The 23,067-nt window shown below is 65.1% G+C and carries 17 protein-coding genes and 1 pseudogene; 11 read left to right on the top strand and 7 right to left on the bottom strand.

What is annotated here, in order from left to right; all coding sequences use genetic code 11:
* Positions 1 to 385: 385 nt before the first annotated feature.
* The 3 genes from GX414_08680 to tadA are packed head-to-tail and all read right to left on the bottom strand — an operon-like array spanning position 386 to position 4,098.
* Complete coding sequence (locus tag GX414_08680) at positions 386 to 2,026, bottom strand: peptide MFS transporter (protein NLI47168.1); 1,641 nt, start codon at positions 2,024 to 2,026, stop codon at positions 386 to 388.
* A gap of 46 nt (positions 2,027 to 2,072) precedes the next feature.
* A complete protein-coding gene (locus GX414_08675; protein ID NLI47167.1) occupies positions 2,073 to 3,038 on the bottom strand; it encodes a hypothetical protein in 966 nt (321 codons plus the stop codon).
* A complete protein-coding gene (tadA, locus tag GX414_08670) occupies positions 3,031 to 4,098 on the bottom strand; it encodes a Flp pilus assembly complex ATPase component TadA (GenBank protein ID NLI47166.1) in 1,068 nt (355 codons plus the stop codon). The genes GX414_08675 and tadA overlap by 8 nt, the downstream gene beginning before the upstream one ends.
* Positions 4,099 to 4,228: 130 nt before the next feature.
* Between tadA and GX414_08665 the strand changes: the two genes are divergently transcribed.
* On the top strand, positions 4,229 to 7,558 hold the full coding sequence (locus GX414_08665; GenBank protein NLI47165.1) for a CHAT domain-containing protein: 3,330 nt from the start codon (positions 4,229 to 4,231) through the stop codon (positions 7,556 to 7,558).
* A 175-nt stretch (positions 7,559 to 7,733) separates the two neighbouring features.
* Here the strand turns inward: GX414_08665 and GX414_08660 are convergent, their stop codons facing one another.
* Positions 7,734 to 8,963 (bottom strand): hypothetical protein, encoded by a 1,230-nt coding sequence (locus GX414_08660; protein ID NLI47164.1) that lies wholly within the window; start codon positions 8,961 to 8,963, stop codon positions 7,734 to 7,736.
* A gap of 534 nt (positions 8,964 to 9,497) precedes the next feature.
* Between GX414_08660 and GX414_08655 the strand changes: the two genes are divergently transcribed.
* Positions 9,498 to 9,962 (top strand): DUF4019 domain-containing protein, encoded by a 465-nt coding sequence (locus GX414_08655; GenBank protein NLI47163.1) that lies wholly within the window; start codon positions 9,498 to 9,500, stop codon positions 9,960 to 9,962.
* Positions 9,963 to 10,308: 346 nt separating this feature from the next.
* On the opposite strand, the gene GX414_08650 is transcribed toward GX414_08655, so the two are convergent.
* The 3 genes and pseudogenes from GX414_08650 to GX414_08640 form a co-directional block, all read right to left on the bottom strand.
* Positions 10,309 to 10,926 (bottom strand): hypothetical protein, encoded by a 618-nt coding sequence (locus GX414_08650; protein ID NLI47162.1) that lies wholly within the window; start codon positions 10,924 to 10,926, stop codon positions 10,309 to 10,311.
* Positions 10,927 to 12,181: 1,255 nt separating this feature from the next.
* A pseudogene (locus GX414_08645) lies at positions 12,182 to 12,502 on the bottom strand (DUF1521 domain-containing protein).
* Between the two features lie 94 nt (positions 12,503 to 12,596).
* Positions 12,597 to 13,394, bottom strand: coding sequence for a hypothetical protein (locus GX414_08640; protein ID NLI47161.1), 798 nt, complete (start codon positions 13,392 to 13,394; stop codon positions 12,597 to 12,599).
* 164 nt (positions 13,395 to 13,558) lie between these two features.
* On the opposite strand from GX414_08640, the gene GX414_08635 reads away from it, so the two are divergent.
* The 9 genes from GX414_08635 to GX414_08595 form a co-directional block, all read left to right on the top strand.
* On the top strand, positions 13,559 to 14,458 hold the full coding sequence (locus tag GX414_08635; protein NLI47160.1) for a metallophosphoesterase: 900 nt from the start codon (positions 13,559 to 13,561) through the stop codon (positions 14,456 to 14,458).
* A gap of 71 nt (positions 14,459 to 14,529) precedes the next feature.
* Positions 14,530 to 15,342 carry a 4Fe-4S binding protein gene (locus GX414_08630; protein ID NLI47159.1) on the top strand — a complete coding sequence of 271 codons (813 nt, stop codon included), beginning with the start codon at positions 14,530 to 14,532 and terminating at the stop codon, positions 15,340 to 15,342.
* The gene (locus GX414_08625; protein ID NLI47158.1) at positions 15,339 to 15,758 is read left to right on the top strand and encodes a heavy-metal-associated domain-containing protein; all 420 of its coding nucleotides are present in this window, start codon (positions 15,339 to 15,341) and stop codon (positions 15,756 to 15,758) included. The genes GX414_08630 and GX414_08625 overlap by 4 nt, the downstream gene beginning before the upstream one ends.
* Before the next feature lie 38 nt (positions 15,759 to 15,796).
* Positions 15,797 to 16,207, top strand: coding sequence for a hypothetical protein (locus GX414_08620; protein ID NLI47157.1), 411 nt, complete (start codon positions 15,797 to 15,799; stop codon positions 16,205 to 16,207).
* A gap of 142 nt (positions 16,208 to 16,349) precedes the next feature.
* Positions 16,350 to 16,535 (top strand): hypothetical protein, encoded by a 186-nt coding sequence (locus GX414_08615; GenBank protein ID NLI47156.1) that lies wholly within the window; start codon positions 16,350 to 16,352, stop codon positions 16,533 to 16,535.
* 515 nt (positions 16,536 to 17,050) lie between these two features.
* Positions 17,051 to 20,701: a hypothetical protein gene (locus GX414_08610; protein NLI47155.1), complete on the top strand. Its 3,651-nt coding sequence runs from the start codon at positions 17,051 to 17,053 to the stop codon at positions 20,699 to 20,701.
* Between the two features lie 21 nt (positions 20,702 to 20,722).
* Positions 20,723 to 21,553: a hypothetical protein gene (locus tag GX414_08605; GenBank protein NLI47154.1), complete on the top strand. Its 831-nt coding sequence runs from the start codon at positions 20,723 to 20,725 to the stop codon at positions 21,551 to 21,553.
* Between the two features lie 335 nt (positions 21,554 to 21,888).
* On the top strand, positions 21,889 to 22,578 hold the full coding sequence (locus tag GX414_08600) for a DUF4126 family protein (GenBank protein NLI47153.1): 690 nt from the start codon (positions 21,889 to 21,891) through the stop codon (positions 22,576 to 22,578).
* Positions 22,579 to 22,663: 85 nt separating this feature from the next.
* Positions 22,664 to 23,067 (top strand): twin-arginine translocation signal domain-containing protein (locus GX414_08595; protein NLI47152.1); only part of this gene is annotated, 404 nt, incomplete at its 3' end.

Below are 23,067 nucleotides of genomic sequence, written 5' to 3'. Positions count from 1 at the left end.
GAATCGGTGAATGGGTGAATCGGTGAATGGGTGAATCGGTGAATGGGTGAATCGGTGAATGGGTGAATCGGTGAATGGGTGAATCGGTGAATGGGTGAATCGGTGAATGGGTGAATCGGTGAATGGGTACTACCTTCTGAGTTCGGTGATCCAGGGCCTAGCACCCAGGTCCCAGGTCCGATGTCCGATGACCAATGTCCGAAGTCCGATGATCGATAACGAGCCTCGATGACGATCACGATCACGATTACGAATTACGAGTAAGAACTCTCAACCCACAACCCTCAACGAATAAGAACGAGCCCTGAGCCTCAAGTCTCGAGCCCCGAAAAAAAAGGCCCCGTCCGAGACCGGACGGGGCCCGTCACACGTAATTCCTGACGCGCTACGAGGTGGCCGCTTCCAGCCGCTTCAGAATGCTGAAGATGAACGCGGCCGAGATCAGGCAGCAGACCACGAACACCGCCCAGACCTGCCACAGCGGGAACACCACCCACATGGACGAGCCCACGAACAGGAGCTGGTTGCCCAGCGCCGTGGCGCCCAGCCAGCCACCCTGCATGAGACCCTGAAAGCGGGGCGGGGCCACCTTCGAGACGAACGACAGGCCCATGGGGCTGAGGAACAGCTCGGCGATGGTCAGGACGAGGTAGGTGGAGATCAGCCAGTGCGGCGACACGCGGTCGGGCGACGGCGCGCCGTCCAGCACGGCCGGGGCGAGCAGGTTGATGGAGCTGGTCACCATGATGATGAATCCGATGGACGCCAGCACCATGCCGATGCCGATCTTGCGCGGCGTGGACGGTTCCTTGCCCCGCGCCCGGAGCCAGGCGAAGAAGCCCACCACCACCGGGGTGAGGAAGACGACGAAGTACGGGTTGAACTGCTGGAAGATCTCCGGCTCGACGAGGTTGCTCGGCGAGTAGGTGCGGAACAGCAGCCAGCCCAGAACGGTCCCGCCGACGGCCATCCCGGCGCCGATGGCGCGCCGCGCCCCGGACGACTTCCTGCCCAGCAGGAACACAAGTCCGATGATCACGCCCGCCAGCAGCAGCAGGCCGCGGATGTCAAAAATGAAATAAGTGACGGCATCCACCGTCTTGACGGTGTAGTCGCGGGCGAAGTAGGTCAGGGTCAAGCCGTTCTGGTGGAACGACATCCAGAAGAAGATGACCACCAGAAACACCAGCCCGAGCGCCAACAGCCGTTTCTTTTCCTCGGCCCACGGCATGTCCAGCTTGGCTTCGCCGGCGGCCACTTGCTGGCGCCGATCGGGCAGCTTGCCCTTGAACAGCACGTAGGTGGCCAGCGACACCAGCATGGCCACGGCGGCGATGCCGAACGCGTAGTTGTAGCCGGTGGCGAACACATCGAGATAATTCCGGGCGAAGGCGCTCAGGTCCGTCACCGGTCCGCCGGCGACTCCGTCGGCCAGTTTCTGCAACGTGCCCGTCTCGGCCAGCTTCCCCGCCAGAAGCTGGTGACAGAGCGACGGCAGGTCGGCGTCGTAGCCGAAGCCGTTTTTCTCCAGGTACCAGGTGCGGATGTACCGGGCGGCGTTGGGCGCGAACACGGCGCCGATGTTGATGCCCATGTAGAACAGGCTGTATGCCGAGTCGCGCAGCTTGCTGTAGACGGGGTCGTCGTACATCTGGCCCACCAGCGCCTGGAGGTTTCCCTTGAAGAGGCCATTGCCCAGGGCGATGGTGAAGAGCCCCAGGATGGCGAACGGCAGGCCCATGCCGGGGATGGCCATCAGCACATAGCCGACGAACATGATGACGATGCCCGTCATGATGGTGCCCTTGTAATTCTGGCTCCGGTCGGCGATGAAGCCGCCCAGCAGCGCCAGGGCGTAGATCAGGAAGTAGAAGCCGCTGTAGATCCAGCCGGCCTCATCCTGGGCCAGGCCGTACTTGGCCTGCAGGAACATGACCAGGATGGCCATCATGGTGTAGAAGCCGAAGCGCTCGCCCATGTTGGCGAAGAAGGCGACGATCAGTCCCTTGGGATGTCCTTGAAACACCGGTCCTCCTTGACGGAATATTGCATAGCCGATTCTGTTATCCCGCTCATGGACCGGCCGGCTGGAAGAGCCGATCCAGCAAGGCGGGCGGTATGTCGAACGTGGCCCGGAGCGACGAGCCCCTGGCCGCCACCGAGAAGCTGGCCAGGATGGTCTCCGCGTCGGTGGGCGACCGGCCGGCGGCCACCAGGGCCAGCGAGACGAAATGTTTCAGCAGCAGCGCGATGCCGGCCGCATCCTCTCCTCGCCGGCAGGTGAGTTGGACGACGCAGGCCCCCCGGCCCGCCGGTTCCAGATTCCAGGCCAGCTCGGTGATCCCGGCAAACAGTCGTTGGAGCGCGGCGTAGGACGATCCGCCCGAACCGGCGCTCAGCAGATGGGCCATGAGCCTTTCGCCGAGGTAGAGGGTCAGGGCGCCTGTGCCGCCCGTGCCGGTGAGCAGGGCCGGCGGCGGGGTGTCGAGCCGGTGGGATTGACGGAGCGCGGCCAGCGTCTCCGCCTTGCCCGCCACGAGGAGATCGCGGCGGGGGAAGCAGAAGCAGAGCGGCGGTTCGGCCCCCGGCTCCCGGAGCTGGAAGAAAGCCACGCCGGGCGACGGGCTGACAGGCGCCGCTCGGTTGCCCAACGCCTTCAGGATGGATGCTTCCTGAAAATCACCCTGCAGCCAGACGCCCAGGAACACGTCGTCGTCCCGTCGCATGCCCGTCAGGCCGAGACCGTCCAGCCGCGCGCCAGCGGGGAGCAGTCCGGCGTTCCGGGCACGCTGGAGCACGGGCGCCACCGCGGGGAACATCCGCAGGAGCGCCTCACGCGCGGCGGGCTGGCGGGCCAGGTCCGCCGTGGCATAAAAATCGCAGTCGCCGGGAAGCGCCGCCACCCAGCCGGGCGGGGTCTCCGGCGCGATTGCGCCGGCGGCGCCGAGAGCGGACCACAGGCAGGCGACGCACCAGGCGGCGGCGGAGAGTTGCCGCGGGCGGGCAGGCCGGCCGGTGGGGTGGTGCGGATCACTCACTGTCGAACCAGCTCTGGTCCACCGATGAGGAGCTGTCGAACTCGTGCAGCATGGACTTCTGGGAGCTTTTCTGTTCCAGCTCGGTGCGTTTGCTCAGGAGGACCGAGTTGACGAGGTTGGCCGGGTGGTACTGGACCGTGACCGTCCGGCGCCCGGCCGGATCGATGGTCAGCTCGGTGGAAATCAGCGCCCGCAGGTGGGTCATCAGGTCGTTGACGAGGTCCAACTGCCGGTTCTGGGGTTTGAAGCCGAGGAGTTGGCGGATGGTCTTTTCCACGTCCGGCGTGCCCATGGCCACGAAGGTGGTCATGCCCTTCACGACCGCCTCCAGCACCTTGTCGAAAGACTCGGCCGAGTTGAGCTCATCCACGAAGAGGATGTCCTGATCCTGCCGCAACGCCTCGTCGATCCCCTGTTCGATGCTGTTCATGTCGGAGCCGATCTCGCGCTGGGTGACGAGGCACAGGTTGTTGCGGTGGCTGAACTGGATGGTGGGCTCCAGCACGGTTACGAGGCGGTTCTGGGTGGCGTTGAGGTGCTCCACGATGGAAGCCAGAAAGGCGCTCTTGCCGCCGCGGCCCTTGCCGTGGACCACCCAGAGCCCGCCGCGGAGCCCCTTGAGCGCCTGCAGAAAATCATCCGGTAGCTGGTACGAGCTCAGGGACGGGATATCGTGCGGGATGACCCGCATGGCGAAAGCCAGCGAGCCGCGCTGGCGGAACAGGTTCACCCGGAAGCGGGCGAGCCCCTGGACGGAGTACGAAAAATCGAGGCTCTTGACCCGATCCAGGAACATCTTCTTGGCCTCGGCGGTCGGCTGATCCACCACATAGTTGGGCAGGATCTCCAGCGCGATGGCCATGGTCTGGCCCGGATTGAGCGTGGTGTTCGGCACCTTGAGCAGTTTGTTGCCCACCCGATACGTGATGCAGGCCCCGGGGAACATGTAGATGGTGGTGGCCTGGTTCTCGATCCCGGCGACGAGGTACTTGTCGAGCACCGTCAACTCGGCGGGCTTGGCGGGTTTGGCGGCGGGCGGACCGGTGGCGGGTTCACTCACGGGTGGCTCCTCGCGCGTGTCATTCCCGGCGGCCGGCGGCGCGGTTCCGGACGGCGGCGGCGCCATTATACCAAAATCACCGCCGGGAAATCCTTTGTTTTTGGCAGCCCTTTCAATACAATAGAACGTCATGAATCACCTCCGCGTGCTTCGAGCCACACTCTGCTGGGCGGTCCTGGGCATGGCCGGTCTGGGATGTGTCGCCGCGGTCGCCGACGCCGACCGCGTCAACGAGATCATGTTCCTGGTGGGCGACGGCCGCCTGAACGAGGCGCTGGAGCAGGCCCACCTGCTCATGACCCAGGAACCGGAGGATGTCCGCGGCTATTACTACTTCACCTGGGTGCTCGCCAAGCTGGACCGCCTGGCTTGGGGCGAGCGCTACTTCCTGGAGAAGCTCAAGCGCGATCCCGACAACGCCTACTACCTGTTTGCGCTGGGGACGATCTACCGCATCCAGACCGACTACCCGCGCGCCATCGAGTTTCTGGAAGACGCCATCGCCCGCCGCCCCCGCCAGGACATGTTCTTCGACATCTACCTGCTGGCGGTGGACGTCACGGGCGAGCATCAACGCGCGCTGAACTTCCTGCTGGGACTGCACCGGCTGGACCCGGACAACTGCTACCTCACCAGCTCCATCGCCGAGCTCCATTATTACCTCGACGATTACAATGGATTTTTGCGGTGGGAGGAGATCGCCCGCGCCCAGAATCCCGAGATCCTCGCCACGTCGATCCTGACCATCATGCGGTATCAGATGGAGGGGCGCGACGACAAGGCCATGGCGCTGGCCCGGCAGCGGGCCGACGCAGCCGGCCGCGCCGGCCGGCTGCGCGACCAGGCGTACTACCTCCTCCATGTTGGCAACCTGCACCTCTACGCCAACGAGTACGAGCAGTGCCGCGCGGTGGCCGACGAGGCGTTCGGCTTGTGCGCCATCATCGGGGACGAGGAGCTCAAGCGCTACCTCGAGCGGCTGTACGCCGACTACTACGCCCAGCTGGGCGACCACCTGCTGGCCCAGGAGCACTACCGGAACGTCCTGCGTCATGCCGAGGGGATCAAGCACCTCCGGCGGCAGGCCGACATCCACGCGCTGCTGGGCGTGATGAGCGAGCGGATGGGCAACCTGCAGGGGGCGCTGGACGCCTACAACCAGGCGCTGGTGCTCTCCGTGAAGGCGCAGCAGCGGAGCAGCCAGGTGCTGGCGCTCAAGAAGCTGGCCGACCTCAAGCACCGGCTCTACGAATACGACGACGCCGAAGCCTTCTACCAGCAGGCCCTGCGGATGACGCAGGAGATGAGCGATCCGTTCAGCGAAACCGTGCTCGAGTCCGACCTGGGGCTCCTGGACCAGACCCGCAAGCAGCACGAAGCCGCCATGGAGCATTTCCGGAAATCGCTCGAAATTGCGGATCGGATGCATCTCCAGTACCAGAAAGGCGTCGTGCTGGAGTGCATGGGGTGGAGCCTGTTCAAAATGGACCGACGCGCCGAGGCCTACACCTATGTGGAGAATGCCCGCCGGCTGTTCGCCGACATCCGCGAAGACGGCGCGGTTGCGGACTGCGACTGGGTGATCGGACATTTCCTTTACAAGCAGGATCAATTCGGCGAGGCCATGAAACAGTTCGAAAAGGTCTTGGCCGCGGCCAGACGGCTCAACAGCCGGGCGTTCGAGGTGGGCACGCTGCGGGCGATGGGCGCCTGCTCCCGGAAACTGGGCCGGACCGCGGAGGCGATCGACCACTACCAGCGGGCGCTGGACTATCTGGAGGAGATCGAGAACTCGCTCCTGAACTACAAGGAGCGGATCAGTTTCGGCGAGGACCTGTTCAGCAACTACGAGTCGCTGATCGCCATCCACGAAGAATTGTACCGGCGGCACGGTCGGGCGCAAGACATGGCCGAAGCGTTCCGACTATCCGAAAAGGCGAAGGCGCGCAATTTGTCATCCGCCATCGCCCAGACCCGCCTGCTGCAGCATCTGGCCGGCGTGTCGCCCGAGCGGAACACGGAGTTCCTGCTGCTGAGCCGCAAACTGGAGGATCGGCACAAGCTCTACACGGATTTGGTCCGCGCCGGCGTGGCCGACACCGACGTGCGGCTGCTTTCGGTCCGCTCGGAGATCGGCCTGCTGGAGCGCCAGCGGGGTGAGTTTCTGGACCGGCTCAGCCGTGAAAATCCCCGCTTCTTCGAGCTGTTGACACCGGGTTTCGTGTCGCTCGACGAGCTGCGCCGGCGCCTGCCGGCCCGCATGGCGGCGGTGGAATTCTTCGTCGGCGAGCTGGACACGTACTACTGGCTGATCCGGAAGGACGGGGTCCGATTCGGCACGCTGAAACTCACGCGCGACCAGCTCGAGGCGCTGCTCCGCGACGTGAGTTTCAACCTGTTCAGCCCCCGGAAGGTGGATACGGACGGCAATTTCCTGCGCAACCAGCGGTGGGCCGGGATCCGGACGAAGGGAATGCACGAATTGTGCCGGCGCCTGTCCAGTCCGTGGGCGGAACACCTGGCGGGGATCGATCGCCTGCTGATCATCCCCGATCACATGCTTCACTATCTGCCGTTCGAGATGCTGGTGGACCGCTGGTCACAGGAGGGGGAAATCCGGTTCTGGCTGGATCGGTTCGCCGTCAGCTACCTGCCGTATGCCGGAATGATCAACACGTTTCCCACCGGCCCGCCGCCGGACGCCCGGCTGCGCAACGTGCTGCTCTTGGGCAACCCCGATTTCCTCCGACCGGACACCGCGAGTGCGTCGGGCGCCGCCGCGCCGGTCAGTCTGCCCTGGTCCGAGGCGGAGACCCGGGACATCTACCGCCTGATCCCGCGGTCCCAGCTCTTCCTTAAAGGCGAGGCCACCGAAAAGAACTTCAAGGCCAACGCCGGCGCCTTCCGGGTGTTGCACCCTTCGACGCACAGCTACCTCGACGATCGCCAGCCTTTCTACTCACGCCTGGTGTTCGCCTCGGCCGGCGGCGTGGGAGGCGAAGACGACGGCGCGTTGTACACCTACGAAATATTCAACATGAAGCTGGACGCCAATCTGGTGGTACTGAGCGGTTGCGAGACCGGCCTCGGCAAGCTGTCGCGCGGCGAGGGGATCGTGGGACTGAACCGGGCGTTCACCTACGCCGGCGCCGCCAGCCTGGTCATGAGTCTGTGGCCGGTGGGGGACCGCAGCACAGCGAAGCTCATGACCGAGTTTTACCGGCAGATGTGGGAAGGAGCGCCCAAAAGCGAGGCCCTGCGGGCGGCCAAACTGGCGGTGGCGCGCGATCCCCAGAGCCGCGATCCGTTCTTCTGGGCGCCGTTCATCCTCCAGGGCGATCCCGGCCCCGTCCCGTTCCGCCGGGACGGCTGGCCCCGGGGGGCCGGATGGCTGCTGGCGGTGAGCGCCGTCCTGCTGCTGGCCCTGGGCTTCTGGGCTTGGCGGGCGCGGGCGAGATAGGAGTTTGGAGTCAGGAGACGAGGCGTAAACAGTAGACCGCGCTCGCCGAGCGCGGCCCCTCCCCTCGGCAGGCTCGCGCGATTCGCCCACGGATTCGGGCAAAGTCGCGGCAAGTACGTATTGAAATCCCACCGCGTCCCGCCGAGTGTCGCGGCGCCCGGCCGGCGGACGGGCGCTACTGCGCTGAAGGCCTGGTGGACTGGAGCAATCCGTCCAGAAGTTCAGCGGCCCGCTGTGCGCCGTCCGTGGGCACCGGCGGGTAGTCGGGTGTGGCGCCGAGCTGTTCGGATATCGCCCGGGCCAGGAGTTCCGGCGTGGTGGCGGAAAGGGCCATCCGGCGCCCGGCGCCGTGGCGGGCCAGCCGTTCAGCGACGGCGACCTCCTGTTCGCAATGTCCCTCCACCGGGAAGTAGACGAACGGTCGGCGGAGCACAGTGAGTTCCAGTGTGGCTGTGCCGCCTCCCTGGACGACAGCGGCATCCGCTGCGGCGAAATGTTCGTACAGCGCCGGCACGTACCCGCGAATCTCCACCCCCGGCGGCACCTCGATGACAGATTCCGGCAGGCGCGGACCGCAGACCAGCACCAGCCGCACGTCCGGCACCCGTTCCCGGAGCGCCGGGTACGACCGGGCGGCGAGTTCCAGCAGTTCGCGGCCGATGGCGGTGCCGCCGATGGCGGCGATCACCAGCGGTTCCGTTCCATAACCCAACCGTCGGCGAACCGCCGCCCGGTCGGCGCAGGCTGCCGGATCGAAGGGGAGGATGTACCCTACGAACCGGCACCGCGCCCGGGCCCAGTCCCGGCGGTTGGGGAGCCAGAGGCCGAACGGCGTGTTCGGAATGTCATCGAGCTCGCCGACGAACAGGCTCATGTCCACGTGGCGGGGCTTCTGCCGATAGCCCTTCGCCCAGGCATGATTCCAGAACCAGACGCCGAGGCGCTCCATGGGCCGGGCCGTCATGGGCTGGAATCCGACGAAATCGAAGATCATCACGAACGGGAACGTCTTGAGAGCGGGCGTCTTCTTCAAGGCGAGGCTGATCTCGTACGTCTCGTCCCCGACGATCAGGTCGTAGCGCTGCGCCGCCGTGACCCTCGTGAGTACCTCAACGTTCCGCGACCAGTGCCTCATCGCCCCGAAGGCGTAGCGGACAAGGCTGAGTCGCGCCCCCTGGGCGGCCGCCTCCGCCAGGGAGCTCTCCTCGACGAGATCGGCGCACTCGGGGAGCAGACGCTCGCCTGCGTCGCGCAGGTACCGGTCGGCGGGCGACGCGGCCAGCCAGTCGATGGCGACATCCGGTCGCATCTCCCGCAGAGTGCGGGCAATCGCGAGGTCCCGGCTGACGTGGCCCAAGCCGATGGATCCGCTGATGAACAAGGCCCGTTGGGCCGTTTCGGACATGACGCACCTCCTGCGGTCGCCCCCGAGTGTGAATTAACGATCCCGTCCGCGACGGACGGATGGAAGACGGAACGGATTGGAAGGAGGAAGATCTGCGCACATTCTATGGTCGAGGACCACGGCCGTCAATCCATTTGTCGAACCGCGGGATTTGGAGTTTGTTGTAGCTCCGCGGAGAGCGGAAATCGGACATCGGTGCTTGAACCTCGGTGCTGGGGCCTTGTTCTGAAACCTTAATGCCCTCTCCCGAATCCCGGGACTCATGTCCCAGGTCTTAGGTCCCAGAACCCAGGTTACAGGTCCCGTCTGCATCAAGAACGGACTCGTTTCCAAATCGCCAATAAAATCTATGCAATCACCAATAACCCATCATCCTAAATGCCCAATGAAAAATGTCCGATGACCAGTGACAAATGGAATCCTTTGTGTCCTTTGTGCCTTGATGGTGATAGCATTCCCGCGATGGGCGCGGAATTTTGCAGGAGGAGCCGTCTAAGAGGATCGAGCGCGGGTATTCCATGCGGGAGGCGAGCCATGCAAACAGGTACGATCATAGCGGTGGCGGCGGCGGTGCTGCTCCTGGTGATCATCCTGGCCGGCTGCAAGGGGAACAAGCCGCCCCGGCCGTCGCCTATGGAGCTTGACGAGAGGCTGGTGGGCGTGTACTGCGACCTCGTCGCCGCGGGGCAGGCCGATGAGGCCTACGACCGCTGCCTGGCGCGGGCTTACCGGCAGGAGGTGAACCGCGAGAAGTTCGTCGCCGCTCACGCCAAGCGCCGCCAGGAGACGGGGGTGATTTTAGGCCGGAAGATGCTCCACTACACCGAAACGAATAATTTCTTCGACGGCGAACGGCGAACATACATCTACTACGCGATCACTTACCCGGCCGGGCCGCAGTACCTGGTCGTCGTGCTCTCCGACATCGACGGCGATTTCAAAATCGAGGGCACATACCGCGAGAACGCAGGCGAGACGCTCGATTTCCTTTTGTGGTGAATGGGTCAATCGGCGAATCGGTGAACGGGTGGATAAGGAAGAGAATTCTTTTGTCATACATCTTTCAAATGTCATGGAGCATTTAAGACGGTGAATGGGAAGAGGGATGGGGGGGATGGGTTTTAGGACCCGGGTTCTGTGATCCAGAGTCCAGAGCCCATGTCCCGGTTCCGCAGTCCAATGTCCGATGTCCGTAATCCGCGGGATCGGGAACGAACCCAGAACCCCGATTACGAATTACGATCACGATTACGAATTACGATCACGATTACGAATTACGAGCACGAGTGGTCAGCACGATTTCGCAACCCGGAACAATCAGGAACGAGTTTCGAATCCGTCGCGTTCACACCCGGATTCGATGCTTGCCCGACAGGGCCTGCTGCGCCCGGTACTCCCGGCCGGCGAAGATCCGGGTCTTCAGGTATTGGTACGCCTCGGGGAACGAGCGGAGCAGACTCCCCGGGGCCAATACGTAGCAGGCGTAACAGTAGGCGAAGCTCCGGTCCAGCGAGACCAGTTTGGGATCGAGGTAGAGCTCGCCGCCGCGCAGCTGCAGCTCCTGCGGCAGCAGCTCCCGGTCCACGATCTTGACCAGCGCCCGGGCGCCCGGGCCGCGGTCGTACCGCGGGTACATGATGGGCGGCCAGCCCTTCTTCACCTCCAGCGTGGTGAAGAGCGAATAGCCCACCAGGGCCAGCAGGGTGAAATGGATCGCCGGGATTTCGGTGGCGCCCAGCGCAAGCGGGTCCCAGAAGGCAGGGTTGAATAGGATCATGGAGCCGCCGCGGGTCCGGTAGGCCCCGGCGGCCGACAGGCTGGTCTTGTCCTTGCCCGTGAGGTAGTCTTCGCGCACCAGTTCGGCGAACCCCTCGTTGTATCGAATGTGGCGCTCGGGGAGGTGGTGCAACATCGCGTTGACCATCTCCAGTTCCGGGCGCTTCCATTTTCTCGGCTCAAACATGTCAGAACCTCCTTGACGCTCGCGATCTCAGATGGACTGCCCGACCGGATATCCGTCCGGTTTAAGGCGCCGCCAGCGGGTCATACCCCATGAACTCCACCATGAACTGGTACTTTTCGGGGCAGTCGTTTTTAAGCTGCTGGGGATCCTTGCAGAAGAACTTCAGGCAGTCGGCGAAGTCATCCTTCGGATTGGTGGACGCGTAATTGGAAATGAAGTCGGCGTCGGCGTCGCAGACGTACACCTGGCCGTAGTGCACCTGCACGATGCCATCGTCCACCCCGTCGCCGTCCAGGTCGATGGGATCGCCGTCATTGTAGATCTGCCCGTCGCTGTACCGAGCGGAGCCGTTGTACGGCGTATACGTATCGCCGGTGAAATCGGAGCTGATGTCGGTGAAATCGCCGGTGTGGTTTACCCAGCCGGAGGTGGCCAGAAAGTCGTCCCAGCGCGGGTTCTCGTTGTCGAAGTCGTGGCCGATTTCGTGGATGATGGAGCGGGCCACGTTGCCGGATCCCAGGGCGATGAGGCCGGATCCGGTGTTGTAGCCGCCCACCCCGGGTTGCATGGCCTCGCGCCGGATTTCGCGCAGGTTGTGGTTGAAGACGGTGAAGTCGGGCGGGAGCATCTCGAGCTGGTCCTCCAGCTCCTGGAGCTCGGCCTGGGTCCAGGTCACCCCCACCCCGGTGATGTTGATGTTGTACTCCACCTCCAGGTGAAACTCGAAGCCGAGGCGGTTGTAGAGGTTCATTTTGTCTTCGACGGAGCCGGTCCCCTCGCCGGCCTGGAGCTCGCTGATGTCCGTCGAGAGGGCGTTGACCAGATCCTCGTAATACTTCCGCTCGTAGAAGTTGTCGGCCTGGTTCATTTTCTGGCGGGCGGCGTCCAGCTGGGCCTGCATGTCCGCCTCAAGCTGGTTGAGCTGGTCCTCGATGTACTCCTCGTCGGTCTGGCCGGCGGCCAGGGCGGCGGCGTGGAGCGCGGTCAGGTCCAGCAGGTTCAGGGGCGGCGGATTTTCAAACAGGCCCATGGCGGCGACGTACGTCTCGTAGTCCACGAACGGGAGGTTGCGGGTGATCTCGGTGCCGCGGAAACTCCAGTCGTCCACTCCACCCGTCTCCGTGGCCACGTAGCCGTCGGCGGTGGCCGCATCCAGCGCGGCGCCGTCCATGGTTACGTCGCCGATCTGGACGTTGTTGTCGGCGATGCCGGTGACGTGGATGGCCTGGTCGCCCTTGGTGATGATGAGTTCATCGGAGACGGTCACTGAGCCGTCGCCGATGGGTTTGGTCTTGACGGTGATCTTCGTGCCGTCCTCCAGCTCGAAGGTCATCTGAGCCTTGAAATCCCACTTGCCGCCGTCACCCTCGTGCACGTGGGGGTCGCCCCAGATCCGGACGTCGTTGCCGTCGGCGTCCCGGATGTGCCACGCCTGGTCGTCGTTCTCGAAGGTGATGGTGTACCCGTTGTCCAGGGTGATGGTGTTGCTGTCCTGGTCCACGCTCCAGGTTTGATCGGACGGAGAGGCGCCTCCCTGAACTCCGCCGGCGCCGCCCACGCCCCCCACATCGGACATGGTCCCCTCCTTCTGCCGGATCCGGAAGCCCGGCTCCCGACCGACAGGTGATAAGATATCGAATCATTATCCCGCCCGGCGCGTGCGCCGGGAATTATCTGCCGACGTTGAACGAAGGGCGGTACGCCGCCGAATAGAATTTCCCGTCGAACCGGACCAGGCTGTGCCGGGACAGCACCTCGACGATCTGGCGGAACTCCGGCCCGTCGTAGGCGCCCAGCAAACTGCCGCGGTGGACGCCGCTCGAAACGCGGAGCGGCAAGGCCGGCAGCGGCCAGGCACCCGGCGTCGCGTTGCGGGGCAGCGGCTCGTCGAGGGGGATGAGCAACACCTCGCCTGCGGGCGGGTAGTAGATGTCCGGCGCCGGCAATCCCTCCAGCAGATCCAGCGCCGCGACGGGCTGCCGCAACGCGGGGATGGCATGGTGTTGCCAGTACTGGCGGAGCCCGTAACAGGCGAACGTCTTCTCCCGCCCGCCGGCTCGGACCGTGATCGCGGTGGTGGGCAGGTCGGTGATGAGCGTCGTGGCGTGGACCTCCCGCTCCACCGCCCGGCTGTCCCATTCCCAGAATCCCAGATCTTCCAGCCGCTGCAGCAGCTCCGGCAGCGATGGCGTGGTCAGCCGGCCGGTTTTCCAGACGTTCCAGTATCCGCCGGGTCCTTGGGCCAGGCGTATGATCCGGCCGTCCTCCTGGATGACCAGGTAGGGGACCGACACCACAAAGGCCGCATCCGCGGTCACGTACCCGCCGGGGGCAGCCACCGTGATGACAGCACCGGAAACGCCGCCGGACTTGCCCGATTCGCTCATGGAGTTCCTCCCGTTGTGGGAGGCGCAGGCCAGAATCAGTGCGGACAGAACGAACGCCACCGTGGCTTTTCGGTATCGCACCCCCACGCCCTCCTTGATGATGAACTGAATCACTTATCGGATAGCGAGCTGAAAGGTTGCGTCAAATGTCGCAAAAAATATCAATTGTTGGATACCAGCCTGTGTTACTCCCGCCGCGGTCCTGAAACAATGTCCGCGGATCGATCAGCGGGGGAGGGAGACCGGTGATCACACGTCGCCATTGCTCAGCGTCCACACCTGCGCCCGGCGTCGCCGGGCGACCGGCAACTTTCGCCTGTGCCGGCGACGTGCACGGCCGCCACCGCGAGTTGGTGACCCTGTTGCGGTGCGCCGAAGCACGCCTGGGCCGCTCGGTGGATTTCGTCCTGCAGGCGGGCGATTTCGAACCCATCCGGCACGCAGATGACCTGCGGACCATGGCCGCGCCCGCCCGCTACCGGCAACTGGGCGATTTCCCGGCCGTCTGGGCTGGGGAACTGGCACTGCCGCGGCCGGTCTATTTCATCGGCGGCAACCACGAGCCCGTCGGTTTTCTCAAGCAGCATCCGGACGGCTTCACCCTTTGCCACAATTGCACGTATCTCGGTCGGGCCTTCGCCGGCTCCATCCATGGAGTGCGGGTCTGCGCTCTGTCCGGCATCTACCACCCCGAGAAGTTCACCGAACCGCTGCCCCCTATCGATCGAAGGCGGCAGGTGTCGCCCAAAGAGTATTCCTATTTTCGGGAATCCCATGTGGAGTTCCTGCTGGACCAGCCGGGAGCGGACGTGCTGGTGCTCCACGAATGGCCGGCCGAGGTCATCGCCGAGAGTGACGCCGCTGAGTTCGAGCGCCGGCGCCGGAGCCTGCGCTACGACGCGGTGGGCAACGAGTGGGCCCGGCTGCTGATAGCACATCTACGGCCGGCCTTGGTCATCGCCGGCCATCTGCACCACCCCTACCGGGTCACCATCCGCCCGGCCGGCAATGACGCGGACAGCGGCGGCACACTGTTCGCAGCGTTGAACAAGGTGGGGAACGGTCCCGGCGCCCTGGCGGTGTTTGCGCTGGACGCGGCGGGCGGGGTCCGGGAAGTGCCGCTGGAACCGCCTGAAATCACTTGACGAAACACCGACCGGATGGTACGGTTTCGGTTCATTTCGCCAGCGGCGACAGCCGTCCCAGTGTACCGAACATGCTGATACTGACCCGCCGGATGTTCCAGATCGCGATCGTCGCGGCCGCCGCCGTGACCGGTTTGCGCTTCGCCACGGGCTGGTCCCTGACCAGCGTGGAAAAATACTGTCCCTTCGGCGGCCTCGAGACGCTGTACGCTTTCCTCAGCAACCAGCGGTTCAGCTGCGCCGCGGGCGAACTGAACCTGACCCTGTTCCTGGCCCTACTGGGACTCACCGTGCTGGCGCGCAAGTCGTTCTGCTCCTGGGTATGCCCGTTCGGCACCATCAGCGAGGGTCTGGCCGCCCTGGGCCGGCGCCTCTTCCGGCGGAGCAGGCGCTCGCCCGGCGGCGGGTACCGGCAGTGCCTGGAGCCGCCCCGCGCGGCGGACCGCTGGCTCCGTCTGCTACGGGTGCCGGTCCTCCTCGTGATCCTGTCCTTCACCTACCGGACCGGGGAGTTGATCTTCCGGGGGTACGATCCCTACTACATTCTGTTCAGCTTCCACGGCCACGACGTGATGCCTTGGAGCTACGCCGTGCTGGCGGGGCTGCTGGCGGCGGCGGTGCTGGTGCCCATGGCCTGGTGCCGCTACCTGTGCCCGCTTGGCGCGGCGCTCTGGCCGCTGGCGGCGGTGGGCCGGGTGCGCTTGGCGCGGTCCGCGGCGGCCTGCACCCGCTGCGGAGCGTGCGACCGGGCCTGCCCCCACTCGCTGGATGTGTCCGGGGCGGACCAGGTGCGCTCGGGCGAGTGCACCCTGTGCTTGGAGTGCGTGCACGCCTGTCCGGCGGCTGGCGCCCTGGAGCTTCGCATCGAGGGGGTGCGGCGATGAGAGTGTCGCCCTGGTGGATTCCCGCCGCCGTGCTCCTGGCGGCGCTGCTCGGAATCGGTTCGGCGAGCCTCGTGGCCGTGCCCAGCTATACCCGCGATTTCCAGCCCGCCGCGGCAGGCGCCGCCGGGCAACGGACCACCGTTCTGTTGGTCGAGGGGCTCCGCTGCGTGGATACCGCCGAGCGTGCCGCCGTGCAACTCGAGGGCGTGCCCGGCATCATACGGTTCGAAGCGTTCGCCTCGCGCAACCGGGCCGAGGTGACCTACGACCCGACCTGGATCGGTCCGGCTGCGATCATCCGAGCCGTCGAGAGCCCGGTGTATGACGAAGCAACCGGCGAGGTGGCGTTTGGCATCTACCGGGTGGTCGAAGTGGATGGGATCCCCCGGAGTCAGGTTCCGATGATAGACAAGTGATTCAGACCCATAAACCATACACGTGGAGGACTGCGGACATGATGAAGCTCAACAGACTCGTGGTGCTTGTCGTTTTGGCAGGCGCGATCGCCGGCGGCCTGCTGGCCGCTGACGCCCCGACTACGCCCGCCGCCAAGCCGGCGGTCGCCCAGGAGACCGCCGTGTTCGCGGTACCCGGGTTGGACCAGGTGGCCACGGTGAAGGCGCTGTCCAAGGCGCTGGCCGAGAAGACCGGCATCGTCGCGGCCAAGGTGGACAAGGAGAAGGGCCAGTACGCCGTCACCTTCGAAACGGCCAGGACCAACCCCGACGAGATCCTGAAAGCCCTCGCCCCGGTGGCGCCCACCGCGAAGCTGGAGAAGGTGGTCCCCGCCGAGGGGAAGACCGCCGCCAAGCCGGACTGCAGCCAGTGTCCCAGCCGGAGCGGTTGCGGTACCAAGCACGAATAGCACCGAGCAGGCGCGCCGCCGGCGGGACATGTGCCTGCCGGCGGTGCGCACCGGATATCGTCCGTGATGGGCAAACAGGGGGACTGACACCGGTGTCACCGCGCGGCGGATGCCGGTCCATTCAGATCAGGAGGTGGGCACGATGGCGGAACGGGAAGGAAGAGGCTGCGTCCTGGCCGGATCGGGGCTGGGGTTCGGGGCGGCGCTGGCCATGGTGATGTCGTGGACGGCGAACAAGTCGGTCCTGTGGGTGCTGCTGCACGGGCTGCTGGGCTGGATCTACGTCGTCTGGTACCTCCTCACCCACCACGACTGGCACTGGCTGTGACGATCGCTCAGGCGCCCAGCCTGAGCGACCGTTGATGATTGATAGTTGATGGTTGATGGTTGATGGTTCGTGCTTGTTATTCGTCATCGTAATTCGTAATCGTGATCGATATCGAGACTTGAGGCTCGGTCCCGTACCGCGGACATCGGACTTCGGAAATCGGAAATCGGATATCGGGTCTCGGATCTGGGACCTGACTTCTGGGCACCGGATCACATAACCCATGCACCCACCGACTTGTCCACCTACCCACCCTCTCCTTCCCCTTCGAGCCTTTGTGTCTTTGGGGTGAAGATGAATAGCCCAATGTCCGATGTCCGAAGTCCAAAGATGGGATCGAACCCCGAACAGCATCCCCCTCTGCTCCTGCCGGCTCCGCCCCCTGCTGGTGATTCGACAGTTTCGGTGATCTCGCTCACACATCCTGTTTGAATTTGAATTGACATCCCCCCAGCCTCCGTTCAAAGATTATTTGAGATTTTTCAGTCGTTTAACGCTCGGCCCTGGAGTCATTCATGATTCATTGTTCCGCGTGGCGCGGCCCGACAGCGGCGGCCGTTCTCGGGATTCTGTGTCTTCTGTCCACGAGGGGGCTCTGCGCGGCGGACCCGGTGCAGGTCGGCTCCGCCTACATCCACACCCAGCCCGAAAAGAGCCGCAACATCAATCCCCAACCGTTCTTCGTGGACACGGCGACGGTCACGGAGAACATGAAGGAAGCCGGCGCCTACGGTACGCGGGTGGACCGCCTGCACTCGTGGGCTGGGTGGATGCTGTGGGGGAACAACGTCACCGACTACCAGAAGGTGGACAACAACGGGGGCCAGAACGCCACCGACAAACTTGTCCAGGGCGCCCTGCTGGCGGGTGCCCTCGGGCTGAAATACATCAACACCACCCGCCCCACGGCCCAGACCTACGGCGAATGGCCAGGCCTCGCGTTCGGCGCGCCCGTCGGGACCCTCGGTGTCTGGGAAAACCCCGCCTACAACCACTGGCCCAACTCCAAGCATACCCGGGGTCTGGTGCACCGGGGCGCGTTCTACCCGCTCGTGCGGGCGTACCCGGCGACCGCGAACACCGACGCCGAGCCGGCCTGGCTCAGCGACAACGCGGTCACCGATCGGATGGGCGATTGGGACATCGAGATGATCCTCGAGCGGCCGGCCCCGCCGCCCGCCGCCGGGCGGATCGTGGGCGAGCGCCGGTCCGCCAAGATGCGGGATGTGCGGGACGCCGCCGCTCCGGAGACAATCCGTATCACCATGGCCCAGGGCTCGCCCTTCGCCTGGTTCGCCCACAGCGGCTGGACGGCGGGCAACGGCATGCAGTTCGTGGTCAAGCGCGGCGACAACCTGGCGGCGCGGCAGTTGGCCGCCATCGATCTGGGGGATCGTACGGCGGCGGTGAACGCCGGCCTCGGCTGTTACCTGCTCGAGATCCGGGAGATGCTGCTGGCGGGCGCGGACGCACTGGGCACCAATCCAAGAATCACCGTCTACCGCTACATGGCGGTGTTCTATGACACGAGCACCACCACGGCTGTGCCTGCGCAAATCAAGACGGTGGGCACTTCGGAAAGCCAGGGCGTGTTCCTGTCACCGGCGCCGAGCCTGCCGGCGGGAACAACCTGGCACTATGTCATCGCCGCCCTGCCCCTGGTGGAGTACCCGTACGATGACGCCCGCGCACCCACCCGCGACGATGCGCGCACCCACGCGGGCGCCTGGGCGGTGGCTTTGGCGCCGTACGCTTTCAATGCGATCACCGACACCCAGGTGGCCTACCAGGTCCGCCACGACCGGGGCATCCTGTCGACGACCTACACCGCCGCCACGGCCCCCGTCGGCCCGGTGGGCGCATCCGCCGCCGGCCACACGGTGTTCTGCCTCATGCCCCATCATTATGAGGATTTCAACGACGGCCAGGGCGGGTCGGTGTTCGCCGGCAACCTGTCAGCGGCGGAGGTCAAACCCGTGAATCCGGCAGGCGAGCACGGCCCGTTCTGGGGCCGGATGCCCGCCGCCAACAACGGCTTTTACCCGTTCTGGACCGCCCACGGCGCGCTCAAACCCATCCACGGCAAGAGCTTCGGAACCAACTATGTCCTGGCCCACATCCTGCCCTACATGCCGCCGATCCCCGAGGGGAAGCAGGCGACGCTCCCCGGCTCGACCACGAAGAAGTACATCTGGGAGGCGATCAACTGGATGGCCTGCTGGGACTGGACTGCGGCGCTGCAGATGTATCCGCCGATGTTCATGGAGCTCGACGGCGGCGGCCAGGCCGGGTTGTACAAGTCGGGCGGGCAACTGCGCCGAATCGCCGCCACGCTGCCCATCCTCAAATCGCTGGGCGAGCAGCCGTCCGACGACGTGGGCAAGCCCGCCTCAGACATCGCCTTCAGCGCCATCCGGCCGCAATGGGGCTACACGTCGAAGCCGTCCTACGACCGCAAGGACATGTTCGGCTTCGCCATGAAGGGGATCCACGATTTTCTCGACCTGGCCACCCGCGAAAGCGCCACCATGCGCTGGGGCTCGGGCGGCAACCCCCAGGCGGGCCAGGCCAATCCGGACTGCCCCGTCTTCTTCATGTACGACGCCGACCTTGGCGCCGTGCTCTACTACCCCGGCAACACCGCCCTGGTCTGCCCCAGCGGGTGCGCCAACACGGGCACCGGCCCGGGCGGCGGCCTGGCGTACATCGCCCAGCCGGCGGACCTGACCGGGCTGGTGGAGGACACCTTCGAACTGAACACGCACTTCGCCGACTACCATTACAACTACGGCTGGCTCACCATGGCGGCCAGCCAGGCGGCCTGGCAGGCCCCGCTGGCCGAGGCTCCGTACACCGACATGTTCCACAAGGACCAGTTCGGCACCCTGATCGACCAGCTCGTCATGACCGTGGCCCACGATCCCCAACTGCAGGCGAGCCCGCAGATCCCGGACGCACAGAAATTCTGGGCCGTCGACGGCTTCACCTACTCCAAGCTCAACTACTTCGACCAGTGGCTGGGACAGCCGTGGACCGACGGCGTCCCCTCCGCCAGCGGCACCCAGGGGGTCGCCGACTGGGAGGGGAAGAACGACAACGCTTTCGGTGAGGCCTATCAGATGTACGCCGCCATGGTCCTGTGGGGCCAGGCCACCGGCCGGCAGGCGGTGGCGGACCTCGGGCTGTATCTGGCCACGACCATGCTCTACAACTACCAGGCCTACTGGGCGGACCACCTCCAGATCCGGGTGCCCGAGGAGACGTACACGACGCCGACCTACACCCCCGGCGAGGCCCGCTGGTCGTCCCGCGGCGACTGGGTGCCCAGCGCCAACTGCGACGGCCCCAGCTCCGTCCACTACTGGACGCGCGGGACCACCTTCTGGTCGGGCTGGTGGTACTGGGGCGTGACACCGGAAACGGCCACGAAGGAGAACTACTCGGCCTGGAGCATGAAGATCCACCAGGCAGCCGTGATCCAGCAGTCGATGTACGGCGACGCCATGCCGCTCGGCGCCCGCGACAACGGGTGGATCCCGCAGTCGGCCCATACGCTCGATTTCGTGCGGGGGAGCGCCTTCCAGAAGGCGGCCCTGGAGATCCTGAACTCCAGGGATATCTACTCCCAGGGCTGGGACTACGCGCGCAATCAGGGCCTGAAAACCTACGTCGCCTCGGTGAACCAGATGCGCGCGCTGCTCGGACTGGACACCATCTACAAGGACCCGCGGCCGGACTTCAAGGCGCAGAACGGCCTGTCGCCCTGGCAATGGATCTGGTCCATGACGTGCAGCGGGACACAGGCGGACCGCAACAACCTGGTCAACAACTTCCTGGACGACCGCCAGACGCCGGTGGAACTGATCAACTTCTTCTGGGTGCTGGATCAGTACGGCGCCCCCGACGCCACGTTCTTCGGCTACTCCAAGGCGGTGGCCGCGTCCCAGGGGCAGGGCCAGGCGGTGGTCCAGCCGGCGGCGGCCGTGTTCTACCACCCGGACCGGAAGCTCTACACCGTGGCGGCCTGCAATCCGAACGACACCGACTGCACCGTCAACTGGTGGCGGGTGGGCCAGAGCACCGCCCAGGCCGGCCTGCTGGATGAGCCGCTGACGGTGCCGAAGCACGGCTACGCCGTGAAAACCATCCTGCCCCCGCATCACTGAGGATCCGAGAGGAGAGCGACCGTGAAACACCACCTGCTGTTGTTGCTGATCGGTGCCGCCTGCCTGACTGTCGCCGCCGGCCAGGACGCGGGCAATCCCGTCCGCCTGGTGCCCAAGGGGCATCTGGGGGTGGGGCTGCAGGCCGGATTTATTTTCCTCCAGGATTTCGAGCACTACGAGCTGATCCGGACCTACTGGGACGGCTCCTTGGCCACGGATGTGAAGGATGCCAAATTCGAGGACGATGAACAATTCCTCGTAACCCTGGCGTTGGGACTCCACGATCGCGTCAACGTCAACGCCGGCCTCGGCATGACGGGCCGCGGCCGGTGGCTCAGCGAGGAGGCGGGCGTCAACGACTGGGAGGGAACCGTCGGACGCCGGTTCCTCTGGTACGTGGGCGGCAAGGCCCTGCTGTGGCAGCATGCGGCGGGGCCCGAGCTCATCGCCATGATGAAATACCTCCGCTACACGTCGCGTGATGTCGGGGACTGGGTCTACGCGCCCGACGGCAGCTCCGCGGAAGCGCTCGGCTGGGAGACCGATGACACGATCACATACTGGCAGGCCAGCGCGTCAGGCATTCTGGCCTGGCCCGTCGGACGGTTCGCGCCATATGTCGGCCTGGGCTACTGCCACTCCCACTTCGACCTGGACGGCCTCTGGGTGTATGCCCCGTATCCGGAGATCACCGTCGCCTACGACGGCAGAACAACCCGTGAGAAGAACCTCGCCGTGCTGTCGGGTGTGGAGGTGGACCTCGGCAACAGGTGGTCGTTCACCGTGCAGGGTATGTTCGTGAGCGAGACGTCGCTCAGCGCCGGGGTGAGCTATCGGATCAAGATCTGGTGAATCGGTGAATCGGTGAATCGGTGAATCGGTGAATCGGGAGAGGAGTCTTACATTGATCATTTTTCATTTGTCATTGAGCATTTCGAATTGTGAATAGGTGAAATGGGAAACGGGAGACGGGAGACGGCAGAAGAATCAACCATCAACCATCAACTGATTCCGAACCTGGAACATTCGAACTTGTGAACCTGCGAACCTTTAAACTTCTAACCATTCAATAAGCTCGTTGACGATCATAATCATGATTACGATTGCAATCACGATCCCCTCTTGCGGTTATATAATGAACACGCGCCAAACCATGCCGGCAGCAACCTGGACCGGGAGGTGAAGCCGTGACCAATGTGCTGGAATACCTGACCGCGTTTGGAGTGGCCGGCGGCGCGGGTGCCAAAGCGTTCGTGCCCGTCTTCCTGCTGGGCCTGCTCCACCATACGAAATACTTCGAGCTGTCGGCAGCCTTCCGCTGGATGGCCGATCCCACGGTGCTGGTGATCCTGGGCGTGCTCATCGTATTCGAAATCTGGATCGACGCCCACCCCGATCTCGGCGAATACTCCGACCTGGCGGCCTACCTGCCGAAACTCATTGCCGGCTTCATCGCGTTCGCCGCCGTGGTGGGATCGGTGGACCAGAGCCTGGTGGAGCTCGGCGCCTCGGGCCTGCTGGGCGGTGCCACCGCCACCGGCGTGCACTACCTGCGCAACCGAGTGCGGCGTCCGGTGCGCGACATCACCAGCGGCGTCCACGACGGACTGGGCAAGCTCTTCAGCCTGGGCGAGGCCGGTTTCTCCGGCGTGGTGGGCCTGGCGGCCGTGCTGGTGCCGGTGGCCGCGGCCCTGCTGCTCCTGGGGGTCATCCTGGGCGGCGTCTGGCTGGCCGTGCGCGGGACCGAATGGCGGGTGCCGTGCCCCAAGTGCGGCGAGCTCATCCGGTCGGGCGCGGTGGTCTGCCCGTCGTGCCGGCAGGACCTGGCCGTGCCGACGGGCGGCGAACCGCCGGCCGCGGCGCCGCCGTCGGACTGAGCGAACCCAGCCGCAACTTTCTGCGTACAAAGATTGAACCGGTTTCTAATCGGGCGCGCATTCATCTCGAGGAGGACATCCAATCATGAGCGGACATGACAGCGGGCGGGCGACGGACCGCGGCCTGTCGCGGCGGGCATTCGTCAAGGCGCTGGGCGTCGGTTCGGCGGCCGCCGGTGGGCTGGTGCTGGGCCGGCCGTCGTTCGGCCAGGGGACGCCGCCGCCGGCGGAGGTTGAGACGAACATCGCCGAGTTCATGGCCGTACCCAAAAAACCGTGGTCGCTGCCCGGGCCCTTTCCCGGCAAGGTGGTCCACGTGACCGATCCCGCCTGCCTGGCCAACGACCAGCCGGTGGCCGAGGTCGTCCGGCAGATGGTGCAGCGGGGCATCACCGGCCTCACCGGCAAGGACATGGCGGCGAGCTTCAACCTGCTGTTTGCCACCGATGACATAGTGGGCATCAAGATCAATCCGGTGGGCTACCCGCT

The organism is Acidobacteriota bacterium, assembly GCA_012517875.1.
Taxonomy (GTDB): Bacteria; Acidobacteriota; JAAYUB01; order JAAYUB01; family JAAYUB01; genus JAAYUB01.
The sequence above is the reverse complement of the archived record's forward strand: the minus strand, read 5'-3'. Positions and strand labels throughout refer to the sequence as shown.

Coding starts and splice junctions, on each gene's coding strand:
- GX414_08650 (NLI47162.1), bottom strand. CDS start 10,926: ATGTTTGAGCCGAGAAAATGGAAGCGCCCGGAACTGGAGATGGTCAAC.
- GX414_08615 (NLI47156.1), top strand. CDS start 16,350: ATGGCGGAACGGGAAGGAAGAGGCTGCGTCCTGGCCGGATCGGGGCTG.
- GX414_08630 (NLI47159.1), top strand. CDS start 14,530: ATGCTGATACTGACCCGCCGGATGTTCCAGATCGCGATCGTCGCGGCC.
- GX414_08665 (NLI47165.1), top strand. CDS start 4,229: ATGAATCACCTCCGCGTGCTTCGAGCCACACTCTGCTGGGCGGTCCTG.
- GX414_08610 (NLI47155.1), top strand. CDS start 17,051: ATGATTCATTGTTCCGCGTGGCGCGGCCCGACAGCGGCGGCCGTTCTC.
- GX414_08620 (NLI47157.1), top strand. CDS start 15,797: ATGATGAAGCTCAACAGACTCGTGGTGCTTGTCGTTTTGGCAGGCGCG.
- GX414_08660 (NLI47164.1), bottom strand. CDS start 8,963: ATGTCCGAAACGGCCCAACGGGCCTTGTTCATCAGCGGATCCATCGGC.
- GX414_08625 (NLI47158.1), top strand. CDS start 15,339: ATGAGAGTGTCGCCCTGGTGGATTCCCGCCGCCGTGCTCCTGGCGGCG.
- GX414_08655 (NLI47163.1), top strand. CDS start 9,498: ATGCAAACAGGTACGATCATAGCGGTGGCGGCGGCGGTGCTGCTCCTG.